This window comes from Kitasatospora sp. MAP12-44, assembly GCF_029892095.1.
Taxonomy (GTDB): domain Bacteria; phylum Actinomycetota; class Actinomycetes; order Streptomycetales; family Streptomycetaceae; genus Kitasatospora.
The window spans coordinates 2,567,036-2,587,046 of sequence record NZ_JARZAE010000004.1 but is presented as its reverse complement, the minus strand read 5'-3'; the positions used below and the strand labels follow the sequence as shown (position 1 = coordinate 2,587,046).

The 20,011-nt window shown below is 65.7% G+C and carries 24 protein-coding genes; 13 read left to right on the top strand and 11 right to left on the bottom strand.

Annotated elements, in window-relative coordinates; translation table 11 throughout:
- Positions 1 to 102: 102 nt before the first annotated feature.
- From P3T34_RS12155 to P3T34_RS12130, 6 genes are all read left to right on the top strand, one after another.
- A complete protein-coding gene (locus P3T34_RS12155) occupies positions 103 to 615 on the top strand; it encodes a hypothetical protein (RefSeq protein ID WP_280666048.1) in 513 nt (170 codons plus the stop codon).
- A gap of 13 nt (positions 616 to 628) precedes the next feature.
- Complete coding sequence (locus tag P3T34_RS12150; protein ID WP_280666047.1) at positions 629 to 949, top strand: hypothetical protein; 321 nt, start codon at positions 629 to 631, stop codon at positions 947 to 949.
- A 68-nt stretch (positions 950 to 1,017) separates the two neighbouring features.
- Positions 1,018 to 1,212, top strand: a complete 195-nt coding sequence (locus P3T34_RS12145) for a hypothetical protein (RefSeq protein WP_280666046.1) — start codon at positions 1,018 to 1,020, stop codon at positions 1,210 to 1,212.
- Positions 1,213 to 1,439: 227 nt separating this feature from the next.
- On the top strand, positions 1,440 to 2,495 hold the full coding sequence (locus tag P3T34_RS12140; RefSeq protein WP_280666045.1) for a hypothetical protein: 1,056 nt from the start codon (positions 1,440 to 1,442) through the stop codon (positions 2,493 to 2,495).
- 453 nt (positions 2,496 to 2,948) lie between these two features.
- On the top strand, positions 2,949 to 4,235 hold the full coding sequence (locus P3T34_RS12135) for a hypothetical protein (protein ID WP_280666044.1): 1,287 nt from the start codon (positions 2,949 to 2,951) through the stop codon (positions 4,233 to 4,235).
- Positions 4,236 to 4,652: 417 nt separating this feature from the next.
- Positions 4,653 to 5,222 (top strand): hypothetical protein, encoded by a 570-nt coding sequence (locus P3T34_RS12130; RefSeq protein ID WP_280666043.1) that lies wholly within the window; start codon positions 4,653 to 4,655, stop codon positions 5,220 to 5,222.
- Positions 5,223 to 5,251: 29 nt separating this feature from the next.
- Here P3T34_RS12130 and P3T34_RS12125 read toward each other — a convergent pair whose 3' ends face one another.
- The 5 genes from P3T34_RS12125 to P3T34_RS12105 form a co-directional block, all read right to left on the bottom strand.
- Positions 5,252 to 5,692 (bottom strand): hypothetical protein, encoded by a 441-nt coding sequence (locus P3T34_RS12125; RefSeq protein ID WP_280666042.1) that lies wholly within the window; start codon positions 5,690 to 5,692, stop codon positions 5,252 to 5,254.
- 14 nt (positions 5,693 to 5,706) lie between these two features.
- The gene (locus P3T34_RS12120) at positions 5,707 to 6,042 is read right to left on the bottom strand and encodes a hypothetical protein (protein WP_280666041.1); all 336 of its coding nucleotides are present in this window, start codon (positions 6,040 to 6,042) and stop codon (positions 5,707 to 5,709) included.
- Positions 6,043 to 6,337: 295 nt separating this feature from the next.
- Entirely contained in the window at positions 6,338 to 7,426 is a 1,089-nt protein-coding gene (locus tag P3T34_RS12115; protein WP_280666040.1) for an AAA family ATPase, read from the bottom strand.
- An 8-nt stretch (positions 7,427 to 7,434) separates the two neighbouring features.
- On the bottom strand, positions 7,435 to 8,196 hold the full coding sequence (locus P3T34_RS12110; protein ID WP_280666039.1) for an ATP-binding protein: 762 nt from the start codon (positions 8,194 to 8,196) through the stop codon (positions 7,435 to 7,437).
- Between the two features lie 78 nt (positions 8,197 to 8,274).
- Positions 8,275 to 8,559, bottom strand: a complete 285-nt coding sequence (locus P3T34_RS12105) for a helix-turn-helix transcriptional regulator (RefSeq protein WP_280666038.1) — start codon at positions 8,557 to 8,559, stop codon at positions 8,275 to 8,277.
- Between the two features lie 198 nt (positions 8,560 to 8,757).
- Between P3T34_RS12105 and P3T34_RS12100 the strand changes: the two genes are divergently transcribed.
- The 6 genes from P3T34_RS12100 to P3T34_RS12075 are packed head-to-tail and all read left to right on the top strand — an operon-like array spanning position 8,758 to position 11,491.
- The gene (locus P3T34_RS12100) at positions 8,758 to 9,189 is read left to right on the top strand and encodes a helix-turn-helix transcriptional regulator (protein ID WP_280666037.1); all 432 of its coding nucleotides are present in this window, start codon (positions 8,758 to 8,760) and stop codon (positions 9,187 to 9,189) included.
- Positions 9,186 to 9,587 (top strand): hypothetical protein, encoded by a 402-nt coding sequence (locus tag P3T34_RS12095; RefSeq protein ID WP_280666036.1) that lies wholly within the window; start codon positions 9,186 to 9,188, stop codon positions 9,585 to 9,587. The genes P3T34_RS12100 and P3T34_RS12095 overlap by 4 nt, the downstream gene beginning before the upstream one ends.
- A 2-nt stretch (positions 9,588 to 9,589) precedes the next feature.
- Complete coding sequence (locus tag P3T34_RS12090) at positions 9,590 to 10,012, top strand: hypothetical protein (RefSeq protein ID WP_280666035.1); 423 nt, start codon at positions 9,590 to 9,592, stop codon at positions 10,010 to 10,012.
- Positions 10,012 to 10,401 carry a hypothetical protein gene (locus P3T34_RS12085; RefSeq protein ID WP_280666034.1) on the top strand — a complete coding sequence of 130 codons (390 nt, stop codon included), beginning with the start codon at positions 10,012 to 10,014 and terminating at the stop codon, positions 10,399 to 10,401. The genes P3T34_RS12090 and P3T34_RS12085 overlap by 1 nt, the downstream gene beginning before the upstream one ends.
- 9 nt (positions 10,402 to 10,410) lie before the next feature.
- The gene (locus tag P3T34_RS12080) at positions 10,411 to 11,028 is read left to right on the top strand and encodes a helix-turn-helix domain-containing protein (RefSeq protein WP_280666033.1); all 618 of its coding nucleotides are present in this window, start codon (positions 10,411 to 10,413) and stop codon (positions 11,026 to 11,028) included.
- A complete protein-coding gene (locus P3T34_RS12075; protein WP_280666032.1) occupies positions 11,021 to 11,491 on the top strand; it encodes a hypothetical protein in 471 nt (156 codons plus the stop codon). Before P3T34_RS12080 ends, P3T34_RS12075 begins: the two co-directional genes overlap by 8 nt.
- A gap of 641 nt (positions 11,492 to 12,132) precedes the next feature.
- On the opposite strand, the gene P3T34_RS12070 is transcribed toward P3T34_RS12075, so the two are convergent.
- Positions 12,133 to 12,366 (bottom strand): hypothetical protein, encoded by a 234-nt coding sequence (locus P3T34_RS12070; protein WP_280666031.1) that lies wholly within the window; start codon positions 12,364 to 12,366, stop codon positions 12,133 to 12,135.
- Between the two features lie 242 nt (positions 12,367 to 12,608).
- On the opposite strand from P3T34_RS12070, the gene P3T34_RS12065 reads away from it, so the two are divergent.
- A complete protein-coding gene (locus tag P3T34_RS12065) occupies positions 12,609 to 13,460 on the top strand; it encodes a DUF6602 domain-containing protein (RefSeq protein ID WP_280666030.1) in 852 nt (283 codons plus the stop codon).
- 38 nt (positions 13,461 to 13,498) lie between these two features.
- Here P3T34_RS12065 and P3T34_RS12060 read toward each other — a convergent pair whose 3' ends face one another.
- From P3T34_RS12060 to fxlM, 5 genes are all read right to left on the bottom strand, one after another.
- The gene (locus tag P3T34_RS12060; protein WP_280666029.1) at positions 13,499 to 13,984 is read right to left on the bottom strand and encodes an NUDIX hydrolase; all 486 of its coding nucleotides are present in this window, start codon (positions 13,982 to 13,984) and stop codon (positions 13,499 to 13,501) included.
- Positions 13,981 to 14,703 carry an NUDIX domain-containing protein gene (locus tag P3T34_RS39900; protein WP_348534651.1) on the bottom strand — a complete coding sequence of 241 codons (723 nt, stop codon included), beginning with the start codon at positions 14,701 to 14,703 and terminating at the stop codon, positions 13,981 to 13,983. The genes P3T34_RS12060 and P3T34_RS39900 overlap by 4 nt, the downstream gene beginning before the upstream one ends.
- A 4-nt stretch (positions 14,704 to 14,707) precedes the next feature.
- Positions 14,708 to 16,624: an ABC transporter ATP-binding protein gene (locus tag P3T34_RS12045; protein ID WP_280666028.1), complete on the bottom strand. Its 1,917-nt coding sequence runs from the start codon at positions 16,622 to 16,624 to the stop codon at positions 14,708 to 14,710.
- 54 nt (positions 16,625 to 16,678) lie between these two features.
- Positions 16,679 to 17,833, bottom strand: coding sequence for a hypothetical protein (locus tag P3T34_RS12040; RefSeq protein ID WP_280666027.1), 1,155 nt, complete (start codon positions 17,831 to 17,833; stop codon positions 16,679 to 16,681).
- Positions 17,834 to 17,922: 89 nt separating this feature from the next.
- Positions 17,923 to 20,007, bottom strand: coding sequence for a methyltransferase, FxLD system (gene fxlM / locus P3T34_RS12035; protein ID WP_280666026.1), 2,085 nt, complete (start codon positions 20,005 to 20,007; stop codon positions 17,923 to 17,925).
- Positions 20,008 to 20,011 lie beyond the last annotated feature (4 nt).

Genomic DNA, 20,011 nt, shown 5'->3' with positions numbered 1-20,011 from the left:
CGACAGCAACGGCACTGCTATTCAAGCGAGTTGACCGTGCGAAGTGCCCCGTAGTGACAGCACTGTGGGATAGGATCATGGGCAGTAAGAAGGCCCGCGCTGGTGGTCAAGACCGGCGCGGGCCTGTTTGAGAACCCCAACCGCGAAGAAGAGGACTCAATGCACATCGTAGCCAGACTCCGCGATCTGTTCCGCAGGCCACAGGCCCCCGCCGTCCTCAGTGACGACGCGTTCGAGCAGATCATGAATCGGACCGCAGGTCTCGCGGCCCGCCTCGAATTGATCAAGGCCGAGGTCGAGGCGCAGAAGACCGCCGTGGTGGTCGAGGAGTCGCCGACGGTCGAGGAGATCGAGCACGCGGCCGGCCAGCTGATCCGGGCCCGAAAGCTTGCGTCCGAGGCCCGTGCGCTGGAGGGCCAGGCCAAGCGGACGCTCGATCGGGCGCCGTCCGGGCTGCACGGAGCCACGCTGATCGAGCGCACGAAGAACAGCGACATCGTCAGCAAGAGCAAGATGGTGAAGATCCTTGAAGTGCGCGGGATCGCGCTGCCGATGGACAGTCGGAGCGACACCATCAACGTCAAGTTCGTCACCGCCACCGCGCTCGCAGCCTGAGAAGGAGTTCGGCATGCCCAAGAAGGGTGCAGTGCTTCCCTGGAGGCTCTCGTACGAGTGGGAGAACGGGGTGAAGTCCACCACCGCCTGCTACACCCAGGATGAGGCCGAGCGGGAACGCGGGAAGCTGTTCGACACCGACGTGAGCCGGGACCTCGACGTCACCGTCACCATCGTCAACCGGCTCACCGGAGAAGAGGTTCCGCTGCCGCCGCTGTGCGCGCGGACCTGCGGTCGGTACGCCACCCGCGAGACCGCACTGATCGAGCCTGGCGACGTGCGCGAGCCGGTGTGCTCCGAGCACTACCAGGAGTGGCTCGACTCGCGGGACTGACCCGAACTTCGTCACCGCGTCCGCCGGCCTCGAATCGCTGGCGGGCGCGCTCTCCCCAGGAGCCCAGCATGACCTCACCGAAGAACCCCGAGGACCGCGTCCGGCACGAGAAGGGGACGCCACTGAAGAAGGTGACCCTTCGCATCCCCGAGAAGCTCGCCGAGGACGCCGCAGCGCTCGACAGTCGCTCGATGTCCCTCATTGCGACAGAAGCACTTGAACAGTGGATTGCAAGACGAAAGCGGCGAGCCAGGCAAACATGAATTTGTCTGACTAAACCCTCAAGTCAGACAAGCTGTCCCCGACGCACCGTCAAGGCTCGGTGAGGCATGGCTCAGTAGTGACAATACTCCTTGTCGCTAGAGACGGAATGGAACAAATGGGCGAGTCGGAAATCGTCAATGCAGAGCTACTTCCCGTCGCGGAAGGTAGTCGAGAAGGTGGGTTGGACAGTCGGGTTATTTATGGATCAGATAACCCGGACCGTCAGTTGAGCCCCGAAACGGTTGCCGCACTCGCCGAGTCCATCCCCGAGAACACCCGGCGCGAGTACGAGCGCTGGTGGGCCCGCTGCGCGCAGTGGTGCGAGGAGAACAACCGGACCTTTCTGCCCATGACCCCCGAAACACTCACGGAGTGGGTCAGGGTCATGACCGAGACCGTCAGCGAGAAGACCGGAGAGGTGTACGGCGGCACCTACATCTCCGGCGGCGTCGCCGCGATCCGCTCCCTGCACACCCTCAAGGGCTACGACGGGCAGCCCGGCACCAAGACGGCCCGGATGCTGCTCAAGGCCCACATCAAGCGACTCCGCGACGCCGGCCGCAGAGTGAAGAAGTCCGCAGTGGTCGAGCTGGACGAACTCGCCGCCATGGTCGAGCAGTGCGACCCGGCCACCCTCACCGGCCTGCGGGACCGCCTGATCCTCATCTGGTCCGTCTGGGCGTTCACCCGCCGCTCCGAACTCACCGCCCGCACCCTCCCCGACGCCACCGTGACGAAGGAGGGGCTCGACCTCTACTTCTCCAGCAGCAAGACCGACCAGGCCGCCAAAGGAGAGACCGTCACCATGCCCCGGCGCGGCGACCTCCTGGACCCCGTCACCGCCTGGAGGGACTACCGGGACGCCTTTGCCCTCCACGGCGTCACCAGCGGCCGTATCCTGCGGAAAATCGACCGCTGGGGCAATATCTCCGACGAGCTGTCCCCCCAGTCCGTGAACCTGATCGTTCAGAAGATCGCCGCTGCGGCCGGCGTGGACTACGACGAGAACGGGCTAAGGCTTACCGCCCACGGACTGCGTGCGACCGGCGCCGGCCTCGCCGACGAGAACGGCGCCACCCCAGGGGAGATTCGCAAGCAAGGACGCTGGAGGGAGAAGTCCATCGTCGCCGACGGCTACATTCGCCGCAAGGGCGCCAACGCCCTGACGAACGTCCCCCTGGTGGCTCCCAGGGCCGCGCCCGACATTCCCACCGAGGGCGGCCTGGTAGAGGTTCGAATCCCGACGCAGAGCGCCGGGCGGCTCGCGGTTCCGATGCAGTGAAAAAGGGTCACTGGCTGGTAGTGGCTCTGGGGCCCGCTCTCCCCGGAGGGCGGGCTTTGCCGTTTCCCCGCCGGAGAATATTTAAGGAGCGGAGGGCCGGTGAAGAACTTGGGGAGGAGCCGATGCTGATACTGCTTGTCCAAATAAAAAGGCCACACGGGGCCGAGCCCTGACTCTCGCTGTCGCAAGCGATGCAGCGGACTCCGGCTCGGGTGACGCGAAGGCCCTGCCTTGTGCCTCAGCACCAGCTGTGAGGCACAAGGCAGGGCAAGTGCAGCTCCCGCGTTGTGCGGGCGCAAAAATGGCAAGGGCGATGATCTGCGTCGTGCTGGCCCATGACCTGCACGGAGAGGCAGTGGCTCCTTCGCCAGAGCGGCGGCGCCAAGCCAGCTCTCGCAGATGTTATGGGATCAACGTACACTTGTAGATAGCGACTCGCATGTGAGGCTTCCTATGCCAGATCGTACTGACCATCCCCTTTTCACCATCACCGACGGGCTTGACACCACGTACGAGGCGTTCTCGACACGCCTTGTGCACGGGCTTCTCTTGGAACCCAAACTCGTCATGCCCGATACGTATTTCTTCTCCTCGCCTCATTTGAAAGAGCACGTTCTGAAGGAGCGCGCCTCCGACCGTGACGCCAGGAGCCTTTTTGCAGTCGCCTTGCATGAAAAATTGATAACGCCAATGTTGCGAAAGCCTGCCGGGACCTTCCGGGAAGTCCTGGGGTATCTGAGAGGTCAGCAGCTGCAGGGAAAATATGATGAAGAGGATACTGAGTACTATGCTGCTCTGCTCTCTCAAGCGCGTGACCTTGAAGACGTGCAAAGTACCTTGCCTGCCCACTCCGGGGTCGGCTATGACGAATTGATACGGCGCTGTTTGCTGGAGCAGCAACCCCAGGGAATTGATCCAAAGATTTGGAAATTGACAGAACCGCTTCGTGAAGGCATCTCTGAGGCGGAGGAGATGACGAATTCGCGCCCGGAGGGTGAAGGGCTAAGGCGCGGCGAATTGACACGGGTGGCTGGAAAGATTCTTGGCGTGGTTGACCCGCATGGCTCGCAAGTTGTAGGCCGTGGCGAGATCTTAAAGCTCTACGCTTATAAGGTGAATGGCGAGTCGATTCGGTATCGCGCAGCAAAGGAGTTCTTCGATTGGATCTACGAGATGCATCGAATAAACATGGCTGCTCAGCTAGGTGTTTCTCTGAGCATGTACGCGACCAGTCAAAACACTCTCGCCGTACTGCAGAGTGCAGTGCCATCGATTTTGGGATATGGGCCTCAGGGTCCCCCTCGAGATGAGATCGTCCGCACTATTAAGATCCCGAGGGTGAAGCGCCTTCTTCAATGGTCTCCGTCGAAATTTATTGACGCTCGAGATCATGGGGATGATTGGCGTATAAAAGTCCGATTTTTCATTGAAAATCCGAACGATGAAACCCGGGATCGGGCAGAGCGGGCCCTGGAGGAATACGCAAAGAAATTGTGCAAGCTTTCACCAAAATCTGATTTGAGAGATCTGTCCGTGAAGGCATTCGCAATGCAAGCGGCACCCAATATTTCGGCAGTTCTCTTGGGTGCCTTCGTTCCTGGTGGAGTGTTTATCGCGACCGGCGCTGCCACCGGCTGCCTGGCTTACCAATACTTCGTTAAGAATCAACCGGAAAAGGTTCGCTATTCTCTCGGGCCGAATATAATCGAGCCAAGTGGTGCTTCGTCAAAGCAGACGTGACGGCCGTCGATGAACCGTCTAATTCCCCTGGATCTGAGGCGTGATCGTTCTGCTGGAGTTGGAGTCGACCCACGAGGCATTGGTTCGACGCGGGCGGCGTCGACGCCCAGGTAGTCCGGCTGGTGCACGCCGCGCCGGCCGACCCGGATGTTCCCGATGACCCAGGTCCCCGGACCTTCTGCGGGATCGACACTGACCCCCTCGTTCATTCCCACTACCGGCTGTCCGGACCAGGGCAGTCGTGGTACCCCGAGGATCTCGCGGACCGGCGGTGCAGAGGGTGCGAGGCGGTGCTGCGGAGCGTCTGAGCTGGGCTGCTCAGTGATGCTTGCTGGGTGTTCGGTGGTGGGGTGGCGGCGGTTGGTAGCCTCCGCCATGACCTTTCCTTGGGCTACCACCTTGAGTACAACCGCAGCCGTGTTCAGCGCTATCGCGGCCGGCGCCGCGCTGCGAACCTCTGGCCGGGCGAACCGGACTGCTGAGACGGTCGCCGCAATCGAGCGTGACCGGTGGCATGTCGATCTCACCCCAGACCTGGGCATCATGTTCGAGCCCCAAGGCGACTCGTATGCCCTGCTGAAGGTGGAACTGCGGGGACCGGCTGGCCTTGATCGACTGGATCAGGTTGTCGTCACGGTCCGAGACGAGGGCGGTGTCGATCACGAGGGTCATGCTGGACTCGGCGGGTCGATTCCGGTTGAGGAACTCCGGTCCGTCGTTTGGAGCCAGTACCGCTTTCGTCCGAGTGTCGATGGGGCCGATCGGCTCGGCCGTGGTGTCGCGCCGTTCGCACTGGAGCGTGGGGAATGGCGGCCGTTCGCTATGGAGTGCACCCTCAAGCCGCACTGGTTCACGGACCTCGAATCCTGGCAGCGCCGTTTCAAGGGTAAGCCGCTCCGCCTCACGCTGGAGTGCCGCCGCCAAGGGCACAAGCCATGGATCGTCTCACACGAGCTGAGCGTGCCTGATCCCGGATCAGTTACCTGAAGCTCTCCCCCGCTCGCCGCCGGTAGCTGCTACGGGCGCAGGGCATCGAGGTGCTTTCGTGCGGCGAGAATGAACGAGTCGCGGGCCTCGTTGTAGGCCATCCGCTCACGCTCGCGCTTCGTCGGATCGGGTTGGACGCGATACAGCGGGCCAACAGCCTTCGTCAGTGCGTCTGCTGAAGCCTCGACCTCGGCCGGGCATTCCAACCGGACGAGGGCCTGGGCGCGGAAGCGGGGGAGAAACAGCTCGGCAGCTTCCAGGTTTTGAGCTGATCCAGTGTCCGTGCCGCTTTCCTGCTGCCAGAGAAGAGCAAGCTCGGCGTCAGTCGCCGCGATCAGGTCCGCACAGATGGCGCGCTGGTCGTCGTACCGCCGTTGATCACGCGTGGCGGTGGCAACCAGTTGAGCCGCTTCCCTGCCCCCGGCCCGGCCGATGCGGGCGCCGGCCAGCGCCGAGATGGCGGCGATCATGGCGACTGCGACAGCTATGACTGCGTCCACAGCGGAACTCCCCCTTCGTCTACGGCAGTATCTTCCCTTCTCTCGGCGGTGGTGAGGCCGTCCAGGTGAACCGGGCCGCGCGCGATGGTGAAGAGCGCGGACTGGTTGGCCTCCTGCTGGCTCTCCAGTACTTCCTTCAGGTCGAGCTGGTCCTGGAAGGCCAGGGCATCGGTCAGCGGCAGCTGAGTCATGCTGCCGGGGCACAGCACCAGTTCGTGGCTGTGCACCTTGTGGTCGTGGACAGTTCCGTAGCCCGCGCGGCCGGTGAGTGGCATCAGCGCGACCGGGCGCGAGCAGGACGGGCAGCTGATGCGAGGCATCTTCACCGCTCCATGATGCGGCAGGGGTAGGACAGTTGGTGTCGGGTTGAGTCTCTCGGCGAGATCCTCGGTCAGGTTCACGAAGGACCTCATGAGGTTGTGACGCTGATCCGGGTCTCGGGCGTCTGCTTCATCCTGGGCTCCTCTGCGGTGAGTAGATGGATCTTGATCTGCTCCCGCCGATTGTCGGAGGCTGGCGCTTCCCCCTTAAGGGTGGGGGAGTCGCGCCCGACAGTGCCTGAGCTGTCGGAAATGAATTGAATCCGACAAAACCCGACAGCCCGACAGGGCCGGTTCAAGCTGCCTCTTCGACGTCACCGGGAGAGCTCTCGACGGCCTGGACGTAGGGCGTGGCCCGCTCAGCAAAACCCTGCTTGACCAGTGCTTTCACGGCATCGTTGATGGTGTCGCGGTGCTTCTTGAGGTGCTCGGCAAGCTCCTTGACCGTGTGCCGGCCCTGCCGTTGGAGCAGCGTGAGGATGTCGGCCTGGAGACCCGACAGGTGAACGGTCTTCCATGTCGGGTTCGACCCGACGGCGGCCCCGCCACCCGACAGCGAATCCGGCAGCTGAGGATCTTGGTTGGCGATGACCAGGCTTCCGTCGACCTGTATCACGGGCAGGGCTATCGTCCCGAACGGTGCGTCGTCCTTCTGAGCGGTACAGGTCAGCTTGATCGGACTCTTCGGGCTCCGCTGGTCGCGGGTGACCTTGATCGTGGTGTCGGCCGCGCCGTCCACGACGGAGGAGCCGCGCATGTTCCTGGATGTGCGCTCACCGTGATGCAGCGTCAGGACGCAGGCCCCGCCGGCTGCAACCCGGATTTGGTCGAGCGCGGCCACCAGGCCGCTCATCGTGTCGGCGTCGTTTTCCTTCTTGCCGACCGTGCACCGGGACTGCGTGTCGATGACGACCAGCGCCGGACGCAGCTCTTCGATCAGAACCAGAAAGGCCGAGTGCTGAGCGTGGTCGAGCAGCTGGAGGGGGTGATTGAAGAACGTCACCCCGGTCATCGGGTACTCGTGGTAGTTCTCCCAGGCCGGAATGCGCTTGCGGTACCCGGCGGCCCCCTCAGCGACTACATATAGCACCCGCCCCTTCGTCACTTCCCTTCCCTGCCAAGGCATTCCGGCTCCGACGTGGCCAGCCCAGTCGTGCGCGATGAAGGTCTTGCCCTGCTTGGGAGGACCCCACAGCCAGACCAAGGAGTTGGCGGCGAGGATGCCCTGGATCAGTTCCGGGGCCGACGGGAGCCGGAGCATCTGGGCGGGGGCCAGGAGGTGCTCGCGGAAGGTGTCGAGCATCTTCGAGGTGGCCGCCTGGCCGGCCACCTCGGCCTTCCTTCCCGACCAGGCGGCCAGTTCCCTGGCCTTGAGCTGGTCCACGGGCTCCTTCACCGCGTGCTCCGAAGGTCGGGGCCACCGAAGAAGAGGAAGTGCGCGAACGCCTCATGGATGAACGAGGCGAGCGCGTCCCCGTATCGCGCTCGCCACCGATCAAGCGTGAGGTTCGTGCTGACCATGGTCGGGAGACCGGCGTTGAACCTGCTTCGCAGGGTGCTGGTCAGGATGTCCTCGGCGAACTCGGAGCCCTTGATCTCGCGCTCCTGGCCCACATCGTCAATCAGCAGTACGCCCGCCTCGCGGGCGAGCTTCTTCCACCCCTGGAGTTGTCCGGCCTCCTCCTTGCGCTCCAGGTCGTCCTCCAGGCGGCGCTCGTTGCCGGGCGCCGGTCTGTGGGCGGCCAGAAGGTCCGTGAAGCGGATGAACCCCACGGAGTTCCCGGCTCGGTAGACGGAGACCAGCGCGGCGGCGGCAATGGTGGTCTTCCCGGTGCCGTACGGGCCGCTGAGGTAGAGGCCCTGTCCGTAGCCCTCGGTATCGGCCGGGGAGAGCCCATCGCGGTGTTGCTGGTCCGAAAGGTTCTCCACCCAGGCGGCCACGGTCTTGTACTCGTCGGGGTTGTACTCGGTTGGCGTCAACTGGTCGATGCCGAAGGCTCGGTGTTTCGCTGGGAGGCTCAGCAAGCTGGGAACGTCATCGATCGACTTCCACGAATCGCGGAAGAGTGTGGTGGCGTCGTTGGCGTTGAGACGGTCCCACCTTGCCGAGGGGTGGATCCGCCCGTTCGGCCGTGGTGAATCAAACTCGTTCATGGGTAACATGTCCTTGGCGAATTGAATGATTGGCGTGAGGCCCGGAACTTGTCCACCGGGCCTTTCGCATGTCTCAGGTCAGACGGATTCGGCGAGCACATCGAGGGCTTGGCGTCGGACCTGCTCCGGGACACTCTGGATCTCGATCTCCGAGAGCTCACGGAGTTGGGCCACTGTCACATCCAGCAAGTCCAGCAGGGCAAGGAAGACCGGCACGGACGGCAGAGTTACGCCGCGCTCCATGGAGTAGTAGGTGCCGCGTGCGATGCCTGCCCCTTTGGCAACCTTCACGGCGCGGTGTCCTTTGGCGATTCGGGCGGCGCGGAGTCCCGGGCCGATCCATCGTGCGGTGTCAGTGCTCATGCAAGGTATGAGAGCACATCAAAAAATATTCGTACAGGCAGCAGTAAATCCGTGTGGCTAGTGGAGTTACTCCTTCGAGGGCCGCCGTCCAAACGTCACCCGGATGGGTGCATGGAGGTGCCCTGGCGAATTATGGACTGCTATTTCCCGGGATCGACAATGCGTTGAAGAGCAGCTTCAGCGTGAAGGGAATTTGCCATGACGGATGATCGAACGTTCTCTGGAGCCCGACTCAGGTACATCGCCGAGGCTGCCCGGTGCAACAGCACGGTGGTAGCGGCTCGCGTCGGTCTCACCGCCGAGACCGTAGAGAAGTACTTCAAGGGTGCGACCGTCCCGCGCCCGGCGATGGTCGAGCGACTTGCCGTCGCCCTCGATGTCACGCCGGCCGACTTCTTCGAGGCGGACTCCGGCGACGACTTCGACCGCGAGGTGGTCGAGTTCCTCGCCCCGTTGACGATCGCGCGGCGTGCCCGTGTCTTGGCCCGCCTCGACACCGCGACCGCAGAACTTATCGCCGAGGCTGAGCCGCCCGCCTCCCGCAGCGTGATCCCACGGCGGGCCGTCGCGCCGCCCACCACTGAACCCAGCACGTCACACTTCGTCCCCACCTATCGGAGGACTTCATGAACCCCACCATCTTCGTGGACGCTTCCAGCGCCCACCTGCCGGCGCTCCTCCGGCTGCCTGAAAACGCGGACGGCCCGGCCATCGCTCAGGCGCTGGCCCACCTGACGCCGCTCTGGAACGACGCCGTGCAGGCCGTCGAGATACCGCGCACGGCGGTCAACGAGGTGGTGACCGTCCTTCACTTCTGGTTCTCGGAGGTCGAGCTGTCGCGTGGGGTGAGGGGTGAGGCGCATCCCGAGTACCGAAGTGCAGTGCCGCGACCGAAGAGCGGTCACTATGCGCTGCCCGCCGAAGTTATCGATTACACCGCCGGTTCGGCTCGCCTGCTCCGCCACGAGGAGAGCCCTGCCGAGGCGCTGGTGGCGGCCGGTCAGTCTTCCGACTTCGCAGAGGAGTGACCATGCATGAGAACGCGTCACCGACCGTCGACCAGATCCGAGCCCGCGCCAGTGCGCTCTATGCCGAGCAGCGTGCCGACCGTATGGCCTCCGGGAACATCTACGCAGCAGCGGCAGCTGACCAGCAGGCCGAAGCGGACGCCTGGTTCGATCGCACTCGGGTGATCCAGTCAGCAGGGCCCGAGGCGTTCGGCCGCCGCTCGCTGCCCGGTCGGCACCTTGAGCCCGGCACTACCGCCGGGCCGACCGTGGCCGACGCGCGCAACGAGGTGTCGCGGTGGAGGGCGGAGGTCCAGCGACGAAACGTGGTGGCCGAACAGCCGCAGCACAACGTCCCGGCCGACGGCGGATTCTGGGGTCAGCTTCTGGCGACTCCACCCCCGGCCGTTCGGAACCGCTTGCTCGGTGGAGATGTGGTCGACTGATGGCCGGCGATGCGTACGACTCGGAAAACCCGGAGTGGTCCCGGCCACCGGAAGGGCGGATCGCAGCGGCCAGCTCGTGGGATGACGTGCTGGCCGGCCGCACGCCTTTCCTGCGGCGTCTCGGCGCGGCAGTTGAAGCCCACATGACCAAGCGCACCGGCAACGTCCCCCCAATTCGCGGGAGGGACGGCAAGATCGTCGGCGACGGTACCGTGACCGACTACACCAGCGGGGTGCCGGTCGTGCGGCCGTTTGTCGATCCACTGAGGATCCTGCCGTGGCAGCGCACCGAGGCCCAGCGGAGAGAGGCAGAAGCAGCGGTGGCGTGGTTGTCGGAGGCCGTACACGGCCCTGACCCTGACGCCGGGGCGAACTACATCCCGCTGTAGGAGGTTCACATGAACCAGCAGAGCATTGCGGCGGAGTTCGACGGTGCCGAGTTGAAGGCGGCCCGCAAGGCGGCTGCACTCAGCTCGGCAGAGGTTGCTCAGCAGCTGGGCATCTCGCGGCGCTACGAGCTGCAACTGGAATCCGGACACCGGAGCCCGTCCACGGGGCTGCTCATGTTGATCAGGCAGTTCATTCGGCTCGGCTCGGGGCTGCCCGCCACGATCTCCCTAACACTCCCGGCGGGCAGCCCTGAGTCGGACCTGGCCGCCATGGCCTGTGAGGCTGCCCAGGTTTTCGCGCCCGGCCAACGCCCGCTCGAATCCGGGAACCACGGCGGCCACATGGTCTCCGTCATCGCTGAGCGAAACCGTGCGAAGAGGGCCTTCGCCGACGCCCAGGAGCAGGAACGGCAGCGCAAGGCCCGAGAGCAGGCTGGCGGTAACTTCTGGGGTCCGGCCATGGGTCTGCCGGAGATCCAGAGCACCGACAATCCGATCTATCGCAGTCGGCCGCGCTGGTGGGCGACGGACCATGCCGAGCGACACACCCCGCCGCGCACCTTCCGCTCGGCCAACGACCCCATGCCGAAGCCCAACAATCCCTTGCGATGCGCAATCTATGACTAGCTACGCGCAGTTGAGGCCCTGGGAACGCGTCTACCCCGACCCGTTGCCGGGATGCCAATGGCGAGCAGGGAGACAGTGGTGGTACATCCGGCAGGGCTGGGCGGTCCTGCGGACTCGGCAGATCGAATGGGTTGAGCAGCCGCTGAACCGCCACCCCGGCCTCCACGCGAACATCGACCTGGTGCTGAGCGATCACCACGCCAAGGACGGCGGCTACCGCATCTTGGAGGATGTCTGGCTGCCCAGCTCGAAGCTATCGGTCGTGGTGGCGGAATGGGACGAGTGGGTGCCGGTCTTCATCCGGTCGGCTGGCGTCCGGTCCTGGCGCATCAGCGGGTTGTACGGGCGGCCGTGGATGGCCGGATCCTGGATCGCCGACATGCTCAACGGTCGCGTGATTCAGCACGAACGTCTACGAGGGCGCGAACGGCAGCTTGGAGTTACTGCGTCAGCTGGCGCTTGATCAGCTCGCTACCTGGTCAGAGTAGTGAGCACGGCCAGGCCCGCGTGTCCGCCAAACGGGTGACGCAAGTGGGCCGCCCAAGGGTCCAGCTCACTACGTGCACCCGAGGTGCATCCGGCAAAGCAGCTTGCCCCGCCGCTTGCTCACCACAAGCTGCTCGCCAGTCCTGGACATGTCGAAGGCCCCCAGCGCGAGCACCACAAGCGCTGGAGACCTGTTCATGGGTCACTGCCGCTGGCCCGGGGAGGCCCGCCACACCTCATCCTCGAACGTGCCCCGGGTTCCCTGCGTCTCGGTCGGGATGTAGGCCCGGTTGCGTCCGTGCCCGACCACTTGGCCCGGCTGAGTCGGTCCCGTCCCTGGTGTCCCCGGCGCCAGCAGTGGGTTCGAGCCCGGCGTCAAGCCGTTGTCCGAACCGTTGGAGGCGAGGCACGGAAACGGGTTCACGCCCTGGTGGTGCGGTCCATCGGAGAAGTGGGGCATGACGCTCCCCGGTCGGGGAGTTGTGCCCCGGCCGAACTGCCTGGCGTTGAGATTCTGTGCGGCCACTCCGGGGGTATGCGAGCCGAGGGAGATATCCGCTTCGGTGGGTTGATGCTGACTCAGCGGGGATTGCTGGACTGGGTCGCGTGAGTCGCGGTTCATGAAGTTGCTCCGTTGAGAGAAGTCGGCGCCCAGCTGCCGGCCGGTGCTGCGTTCGGGTTGACGGTGGGGGCGCTATTGGTCGGCGCGAGGGACTGGTACTTGCCGCGCTGCTCGGCGAAAGGCTGGATGGAGGCGAGGCGGCCAGCGTGCTCCAGGAGTACGTTCTGGGCGGTCCGGCTGCCGGTCGCATTCGTCGGCATCGAGCCGCCACACGGTGTCGGGCTGGGCATGGAGAGCCTCCCTGCGAGAACGGTGATCATCAGCGTAGGGAGGGCCATTTTTCTGGAGGTACTCGCCGAGTTCGTTTGTGACTCGGGGATTCCCGAGGCAGTCCGACGTCGAGATCAGCGTGGAGCCGTCCGCCCTGGCCGCCTGGCGCTGATGACCCACTGGCGCCGCTCCGCGTTGCGCTTCCGTAACTTGCTTGGCGAAGGGCCAGACGCGTCCCCGGGCTGGGGCCTACCCTCGGCCCGTGGCTAACACCAGACTCGGCAAGATCATGGACTCGGTCGCCGAGCGGCTTCGTGCCGAGTTCAAACAGTCCGGCGGCTTCAACCACTCAGGAGAGAAGGGAACTGCCCGCGAGAAGCTGGTGGTGGATGTGATCACCAAGTATCTGCCGGGGCACGTCCAGGCGTTTCACAGCGGCGAGATCGTGTCCGCCGACGGCCAGGTGTCGAAGCAGTGCGACATCCTCATCTGCGACCGGTCTACACCGCCCCTCGTGGATATGGACAGCTATCGGGTGGTCCCCAACGAGTGCGTCTACGGGGTGGTAGAGGTGAAATCGAAGCTCAACCGCCAGGAGCTGCGCGGGGCATGCGAAAACATCCGCGCAGCCAAGCTGCTCCCCAAGACTGCATATGTCCCGCACGGCGCCTTCCAGACGCGCTACAGGCTCTACGGGAAGACGTATGATTACCAGCCGACCTACGGCATCATCTTCGCGTTCGACAGCGTCGACATGGAGAAGCTCGGCGAGCACTTCGCTGAGTGGTGTGCTGAGTATCCGCCTGATGAGTGCCCGGACAGCATCTGGGTACTCGGTAAGGGGTACTTCACATGGCTTGACGAGGTCGACCATCACCCGCAGGTTTCGCCGACGCCGGGCTCTCCCCTCTGCCACACGGAGCCAGGTCCGAGCGGCGACGTTCTTCTCCCCTTCGTGCTGTACCTCAACATGTACTTCGCGCAGTCGAGGATGAACCCGCTGCGGCTTCTTGATTACGCGGGCTCCAGCACCCTCGGGGTCCCAAAGCACAAATGGCTGGATGTTCCCCTCACGGAAGAAAGGGACGGAACGGGACTCTCCCCAAAGGGGTGATGGCCCGGGACTGGAGCCGGAGTCCGTCGTGGTACTGGTCAGTCGACTGGGGCTGTGATGTAGGCGGCCACGCCGGTCCGGCGCGCGGCGTCCAGAGAGCGCAGCAGCTCGTACTGTGCGGCGGGTACGAGCGGCTGCCACTCGTCCAAGCTCTTTACCGCGAAGTCGGTGTGTTCTTTCGGGTCCAGGATGATGCCAGCGATCTCCTCGGTGCTCCAGTCGCCGCCGTCGAAGATGAATCCGAACCGCGTCGGGAACTCCTCAGTGGGCGGTCGGAAGACGGCGGCCAGGAGCTTCGGCTCCCCGCCGATGATCCGCCCGGTCTCCTCCTGCGTCTCCCGGATCGCGGCCTCCCAGGGTGTCTCGCCCGGGTCGATCATCCCACCCGCGCAGATCTGCCAGCCCTTGTGGTGGGACTTGATCATGATCGGGCGTCCGGCTGTGTCGGTGGTGTAGGTGCACGCCCAGCCGAAGGCGTAGGGGTACTGCTCGAACAGCCAGTTGTGCTGTGGGTCGTGGATCACTGCTTGGCTCCGTTCGCGTCCCAGGCTGCCAGGTGCTCCGACAGGACCGAGGCGGCGTCCGGCGTCGTCTCCCGCAGCGCGACCATGGCGGTGACGATCACGTCGCACAGCTCACTCTGTAGATCCTTCATGGTGTGGCTGTAGCCCTTGCGGGGGTTGGCCCCGAGAACACCGATCAGCGCCTCCGCGACCTCGCCGGCCTCCTCCTGGATCTTCACCACCTGGAGAGGAAAGAACGGCTGCCCGATGGCGGCGCGGTGCTCGGTGACGTACGCGTGAATGCGGTCGATCACCGCCCACACCCGAGGCTTCCCCACCCGCAGGTGCCCTTCCAACTGCCGGATGTAGTCCTTGATGTGCGGTGGCACCTTCATGCCCTGCACGTCGGCCAGCGGGACGAACCGCAGCTCCTGGCCCTCCCCGAGAACGATCTCTCCGGGGTCGCCGTCCCAGACCGCGTGGAAGTACCGCTCTGCGAGAGTGTCGTGGTCGCCGTAGGGCACGACATCCAACGGCAGCAGGCCGGGCACGTCGAGGCCGGTCTCCTCCCGCAGTTCGCGCCGGGCGGTTTTGTACGGCGTCTCACCTGGCTCGCGCCCCCCACCGGGGGACATCCAGTAGCCGGGCCAGCAGATGCCTTCGATGTCGTCCCGCAGCTGGAGCAGGATTTCTCCCTGGCTGTTGGTGATGAGGCTGTCGGCGCTCTTGAAGTCGGTCATCTGATTACTCCTGCTCTGTTCGAGGGGCGGGGACGCCACGGTCGTTCTGCAATAGCCACAACTCCCGGAACAGGCCCGGTTCGTTGACCAGCTCGGTGAACGTGCCGGACTGGATCACGCGCCCGTGGTCGAGGACGACGATGCGGTCAGCCATGGCGATGTTTGCGAGGCGGTGACTGACCAGCACCACGGCGCGGTCGCGGGCGAGTTCGCGCAGTCCGGAGAAGATCCGGTGCTCGGCGCGGGGATCGAGGGCGGAGGTGGGTTCGTCCAGGACCAGGAGCCCGGCCGGGCGGTGGAAGGCCCGCGCGATGGCGATTCGCTGCCACTGGCCGCCGCTCAGCTCCTGGCCGCCCCACATCTCCCGCGCGAGCAGGGTCTCCAGGTCGTTGCGCAGCACCGCGAGCACGTCGTCGGCCCCGGAGGCGAGTGCCGCCCGGTGGACCGCCTCGTCGCCGCCGTGGGGCTGGCCGAGCGTGATGTTCTCCCGGGCGGTCATCGGGAAGCGGGCGTAGTTCTGCGGGACGACGCCGGTCTCGCGCCACAGTGCGTGCGGGTCCAGGTCGCGGGTGTCGACGCCGTCCCAGGTCACCGCGCCGTCCGTGGGGAGGTAGAGGCCGGCCAGGAGCTTGGACAGGGTGGTCTTGCCGCTGCCGTTCTCGCCGACCAGAGCGAGGACTTCGCCGCGTCGCACTTCCAGGCTGACCTTCTCCAAGGAGGGGCTGTCCGACGAAGGGTAGGTGTAGGTGAGGTTCTCCACCCTCACAGCGGTGGGGGTGGCGGGGACCTGGTCGCCCCGGCTCAGCCGGTGGCCGCCGGCCTCGTCCAGGAACTTCGACCAGTCGTCCAGATAGAGCCCGGACCGGTACAGGTCGGCCCCGTACCCGACGATGCCGTGCAGTCCCGAGCCGGCCGCCCCCAGGGCGAAGACCGCCGTCCCGGCCGACGCGACCGACATGTGCCCGGTGGCGAGCAGGACGATCACCGCGCCCCAGACCAGCGCGGAGGCGAGCCCGGCCGCGAGAGCGCCGAGGATGTAGACCTTGGCACTGCGCCAGGCGGCGCTGTTGGTGGCGATGGTGATGCGGTCCCCGGCGGCGCGGTACTTGCCCAGGAGGTAGGGGGCCATCGTGCCCGAGCGGATCTGATCGGCGGCTTCCTTGTCCACCAGGTACCAGCGCAGCATCCCGAGCAGACGCCTGTCGCTGAAGGTGTCCATCATCGTGAGGTAGCTGATCCGGGCAGCGCGCACCGAGGCGATCCCCTGCGGGAGGGAGGCGAGGATCAAGAGGGGGAGTAGCACGGGGTGGAGGACGGTCAGGACCCCGGCGGCGGCGATGAGCGAGGCGGCCGACGCCATGACGTTCTGGGTCTCACCGATGAGGTCCTTCGTCACGTCGGCCCCACGGTCGGCGGCGTCGAATCGGTCGTTGTAGCCGGGGCGGTCGTAGGCGGTCAGCTCCGCGTTGGTCCCCGCGTCGAGCAGCATCAGTTCCGCCTCGCGGGCGATCTTCGGCGAGATCCGGGAGGAGAGGGCGCTGATGGTGATCCCCAGCAGGGACCGCAACCCGGCTGCCACCGCGATGACCGCCACGGAGGGGATCGCCTGGTGGAGGCGCTCGGCGATGTGTCCGGAGGCGATCAGGGCCTTGATCGTGCCGCTGGTGGCCAGCAGGCCGAAGGCTCCGAGGATGCCGGAGAGGACCTGACAGATCAGCAGGACGACCACGGAGACCCGATCGACCCGCCATGCCAGGCCGAGCGTACGGCGCATCAGGTGGGGGAGCCGCCGGGCCATGTTGCGGGCGGTGATGGCGGCGGCGACTTCCTCGTTCTTGTCGCCGAGGTACTGATAGCGCAGTTCCTCGGCCGGCTTGGGGTCGTCCTCCTGCGTGGGTTTCGCGGTGATGTCGGCGGTCAAGGGCACTGTCCTGTCTGGTCGATGGTGGGCCGCCAAGCGTGCTGAGGCTGTCCATCAGGCGGCGGCCACTCTGCGGTCGACTGTGGGTCGGTCAGGAATCCGATCGTCGTCAACGTGAAGCGACTGGTCGGTGATGACCGTTTCAGCCCGGTCGAGGGAAGCCAGAAGGTCACCGTTCAGCTCGGGCGGCAGCGCCTGGCGGTCGAGCGCACAGGCATCCACCACTTCGGTGAGGGCCTGCCTCTGTCGGGCCGTCATCAGGACGGCACAGCCGTCGTGGACGAGTACGTCGCGTGCCGCATATCCGTCGCCGACCTCCAAAACCCGGTCGACAAGCTCAGCTGCGTGCGACCGCACTCCTGGGTGTCCGCTGCGACCGGCGGCGTCGACAACCGACAGCATCAGGCGAGTGTGGAACACCACCAGCTCGGCGCGGAAGTCGACTTGGTGGCAGCAGTCCAGCAGAGTGCCGATTTCCTCCTCGGTGGGCCGGGGGTAGGGCGAGCGGCAGAGAACGGAGAGGCAGACGGTGACAGCGTTCTCCCAAGGTTCGCCCGGAGTGGTGTCGGTGAGGAGTTGCTGAGCACCGTCGTGGTCGCCGGTGGTGGCGCGGTCGAGGACGGCGACTTGGCGCCCGTCGAGCATGTGTTTGCCGACGCCGTGGTGCTGCTGGAGGTGGGTGAGGGCGTCCTGCCAGCGTCCGGCGCTGGTCAGGGCGCGGGTGCCGTCGGCGATGATGACCCGCCACAGCCACTGGCGTACTTCCTGGCGGTCCGCGTCGGTGGCAGTGAGGTCGGCTGGAACGGTGATCCTGTCGAGGATGGCGCCGCTGCCCTTGGTGACGGCCTCGTAGAGGGCGAGCAGCAGTCGGTGGCCCTGGTCGCCGCGCCCGTCCCGGATGTGCAACCGTGCCAGGTTGACGATCGGTTCGAGCCCACGGATCGCGTCCATGCCGCCGAGGGGGCAGGCGTTCAGGTAGGCGGCAGCGTGCCGGTGGCACCATTGGCGGGCAGTCTCGGGTAGGCCGAGGTCGGACGCGAGAAGAGCGGCCTGGTTGAAGACGCTGGAGGCGGTTCCCTGGTAGGTCTCCCGCTCGGCTTCGGCGGCGAGTTCGCGGAGTCTGCCGATGCGAGCGGGGAGCGGGAGACATACCGGGCGGGGCCGTGCTACGAGTGGGAAGCGCCGGGCTGTCGAGCCGTGGGGGTCCATGCGTTCCTTTCGGACGATGGTGCTGACCGCTCGGGTGGGCGAGTAGGGATCGGCCTCTCACCCTGGGGGCTAGCTGGCCGGCGGACGACTCACTGCCACTCGACAACGATCCGGTTCAACGGGGTGTCGAAGACGAACCGGCCCGGGGCCGGATCGACGGCTGCGGCGTCGAGAGGTTGGATCTCGAACCGGGCCTCGCAGTCGCGGTACTCGCGGTCCCAGGTGCGCATGGACTCGGCGACTCGGGCGGCCAGGTCGGCACTACCAGGGCCGTGTCCGACCACCCCGAATTCCCACAGCTTGCCGCCCTCGGGGGTCTGCTTGGTGGACAGGCGCCGAGCGAGGTAGGTGAGCGCGCCCTTCTCGAAGGCGGCCGTGGAGCTGGGGTAAGGGTCGTCGGTGAGCAGGCTGCCGACGGTCTCCCTCTTGAAGAGCATCCGGTTCAGGCCGCTCGGGAGCGTGCAGGTCAGCCAGAGTTCCATCCACTCCGGCGACTCCATGACGCGGTAGTAGACATCGGACCAGACCACGGTGCGAGGCTGTTCGAGGACGTCGGCGAGGGCTTCCACGTCCACAGAGTGTTCGTCGTTGGTCTGGAGGCGCACGGAGCCGTTCGCGGTCAGCGGGATCATGTGGCGGTCGTCGTCGGCGACCCCCTCGCGCAGCGGCATGAAGGTGTTCATCTCGCTGCCGATGGAGACCCAGGCGCCGTTCTTCTGCTCGTAGGCGATCGAGCGAGACACGCTGCCGCGCAGCCGCTGGGGTACGAGCAGTCGGCCGCCGGGCGCGAGCTGGTCCATCCAGGCGTGCGGGACAGCGTGGGCGCCAACCGCAGCGATGATGCTGTTGTAGGGCGCGCCGTCTGGGTGTCCGAGTGCTCCGTCGGTCTTGAGGACGGTGACGTTCTTGATCCCGGCTGCGGCCAGGTGGGAGCGGGCGCCTTCCACGAGGTCGTCGTCCACGTCGATCGTGGTGACGTGGCCGTTCTCGCCGACCAGGTGGGCGAGGAGCCCGGCGTTGTAGCCGCTTCCGGCGCCCAGTTCGAGTACCTTGTCGCCGGGTTGGGGCTGGAGCTGTTCCAGCATGAGGCCGATGATGCCCGGCTGCGACGCGCAGCTGATCGACGTCCCGTCGTCGGTCTGCTTGATGTCGACCGTCGAGTTGGCGTATGCCTCTTCGAGGGACGCAGCAGGGACGAACATGTGTCGGGGGACGGTCCGCATGGCCTCTTCGATGCGGGGCGTGCGAACTCGCCCCTCCTTGATCACCTGGTCGACCAGGGCGTTGCGGAGGCGCTCGGGGGTGGTGTCGATCTCTTCGATCGTGTCGCTGTTCACCTCGCTGAGGCTAGTGCGATCGCGGGCCAACTCGCGTGAGGACGCGGTGTTTTCACTCGTTCCCATGACTACTTCTCTCGCTAGTTTGGACATGGCGCTTTGGTCCTCCAAGGGGAGGCCGGCGCGGTTGGCGTGAAAGATCAGATGATGGGCCACGACCGCCCGCAGGGCCCTGGTCAACTGGCCGCGACGCGCCAAGTGGGCCAGCGTCTGCCCGGCGTGTTCGAAGGCGCTCACCCACGCGTCGTGTCCGGTGAGCGGACCGTTCGGGTTGCACAGGGTTCGGACGTTGACGGTCATGAACCGGCGCATCGCCGCGAGCGCCTGGACAGCGGAGCCGGACCCAGGGACACCCGAGAGGGGACGCAGCTCGGCGACCTTGTCCCAGACGTCACCCTGCTCGTACCAGTCCAGCCCGGCGGCGCGCATCATCGCGCTGCACAGCAGGATCGCGGTCTCCCGGCGGTCCAGGTGCCGGGCGCCGGGTGACGGGTCGTAGGTAAGCAGGTGATGGCTGTCGTGGTGGAAGAGCGCGTGGGCGGCATCCATGGCAGGGGCGCCCCCGAACGCGAACGTCTCGGGGTCGTAGATTCCGGGATCCCAGCTGATGATCCGGCCGTCGGCGGCGAGCTTGTCGAGCAGTTCGCCGATGGCGTCGGGGGTGGTGGCCAGGTAACGCAGCGGCCACGGCTGTTTGTTCATGTACCACCAGCTGTGGACAAGTCCGGCGGCTTCGGCGCTGATCATGGCTGGGCCGATGGCGCTGGTGATGACCTGCCGGGCGCGCTCGCGGTCGGTGAACTCGATGTTGTGTTGGTGCCATCGGGCGGTTGACATCCGC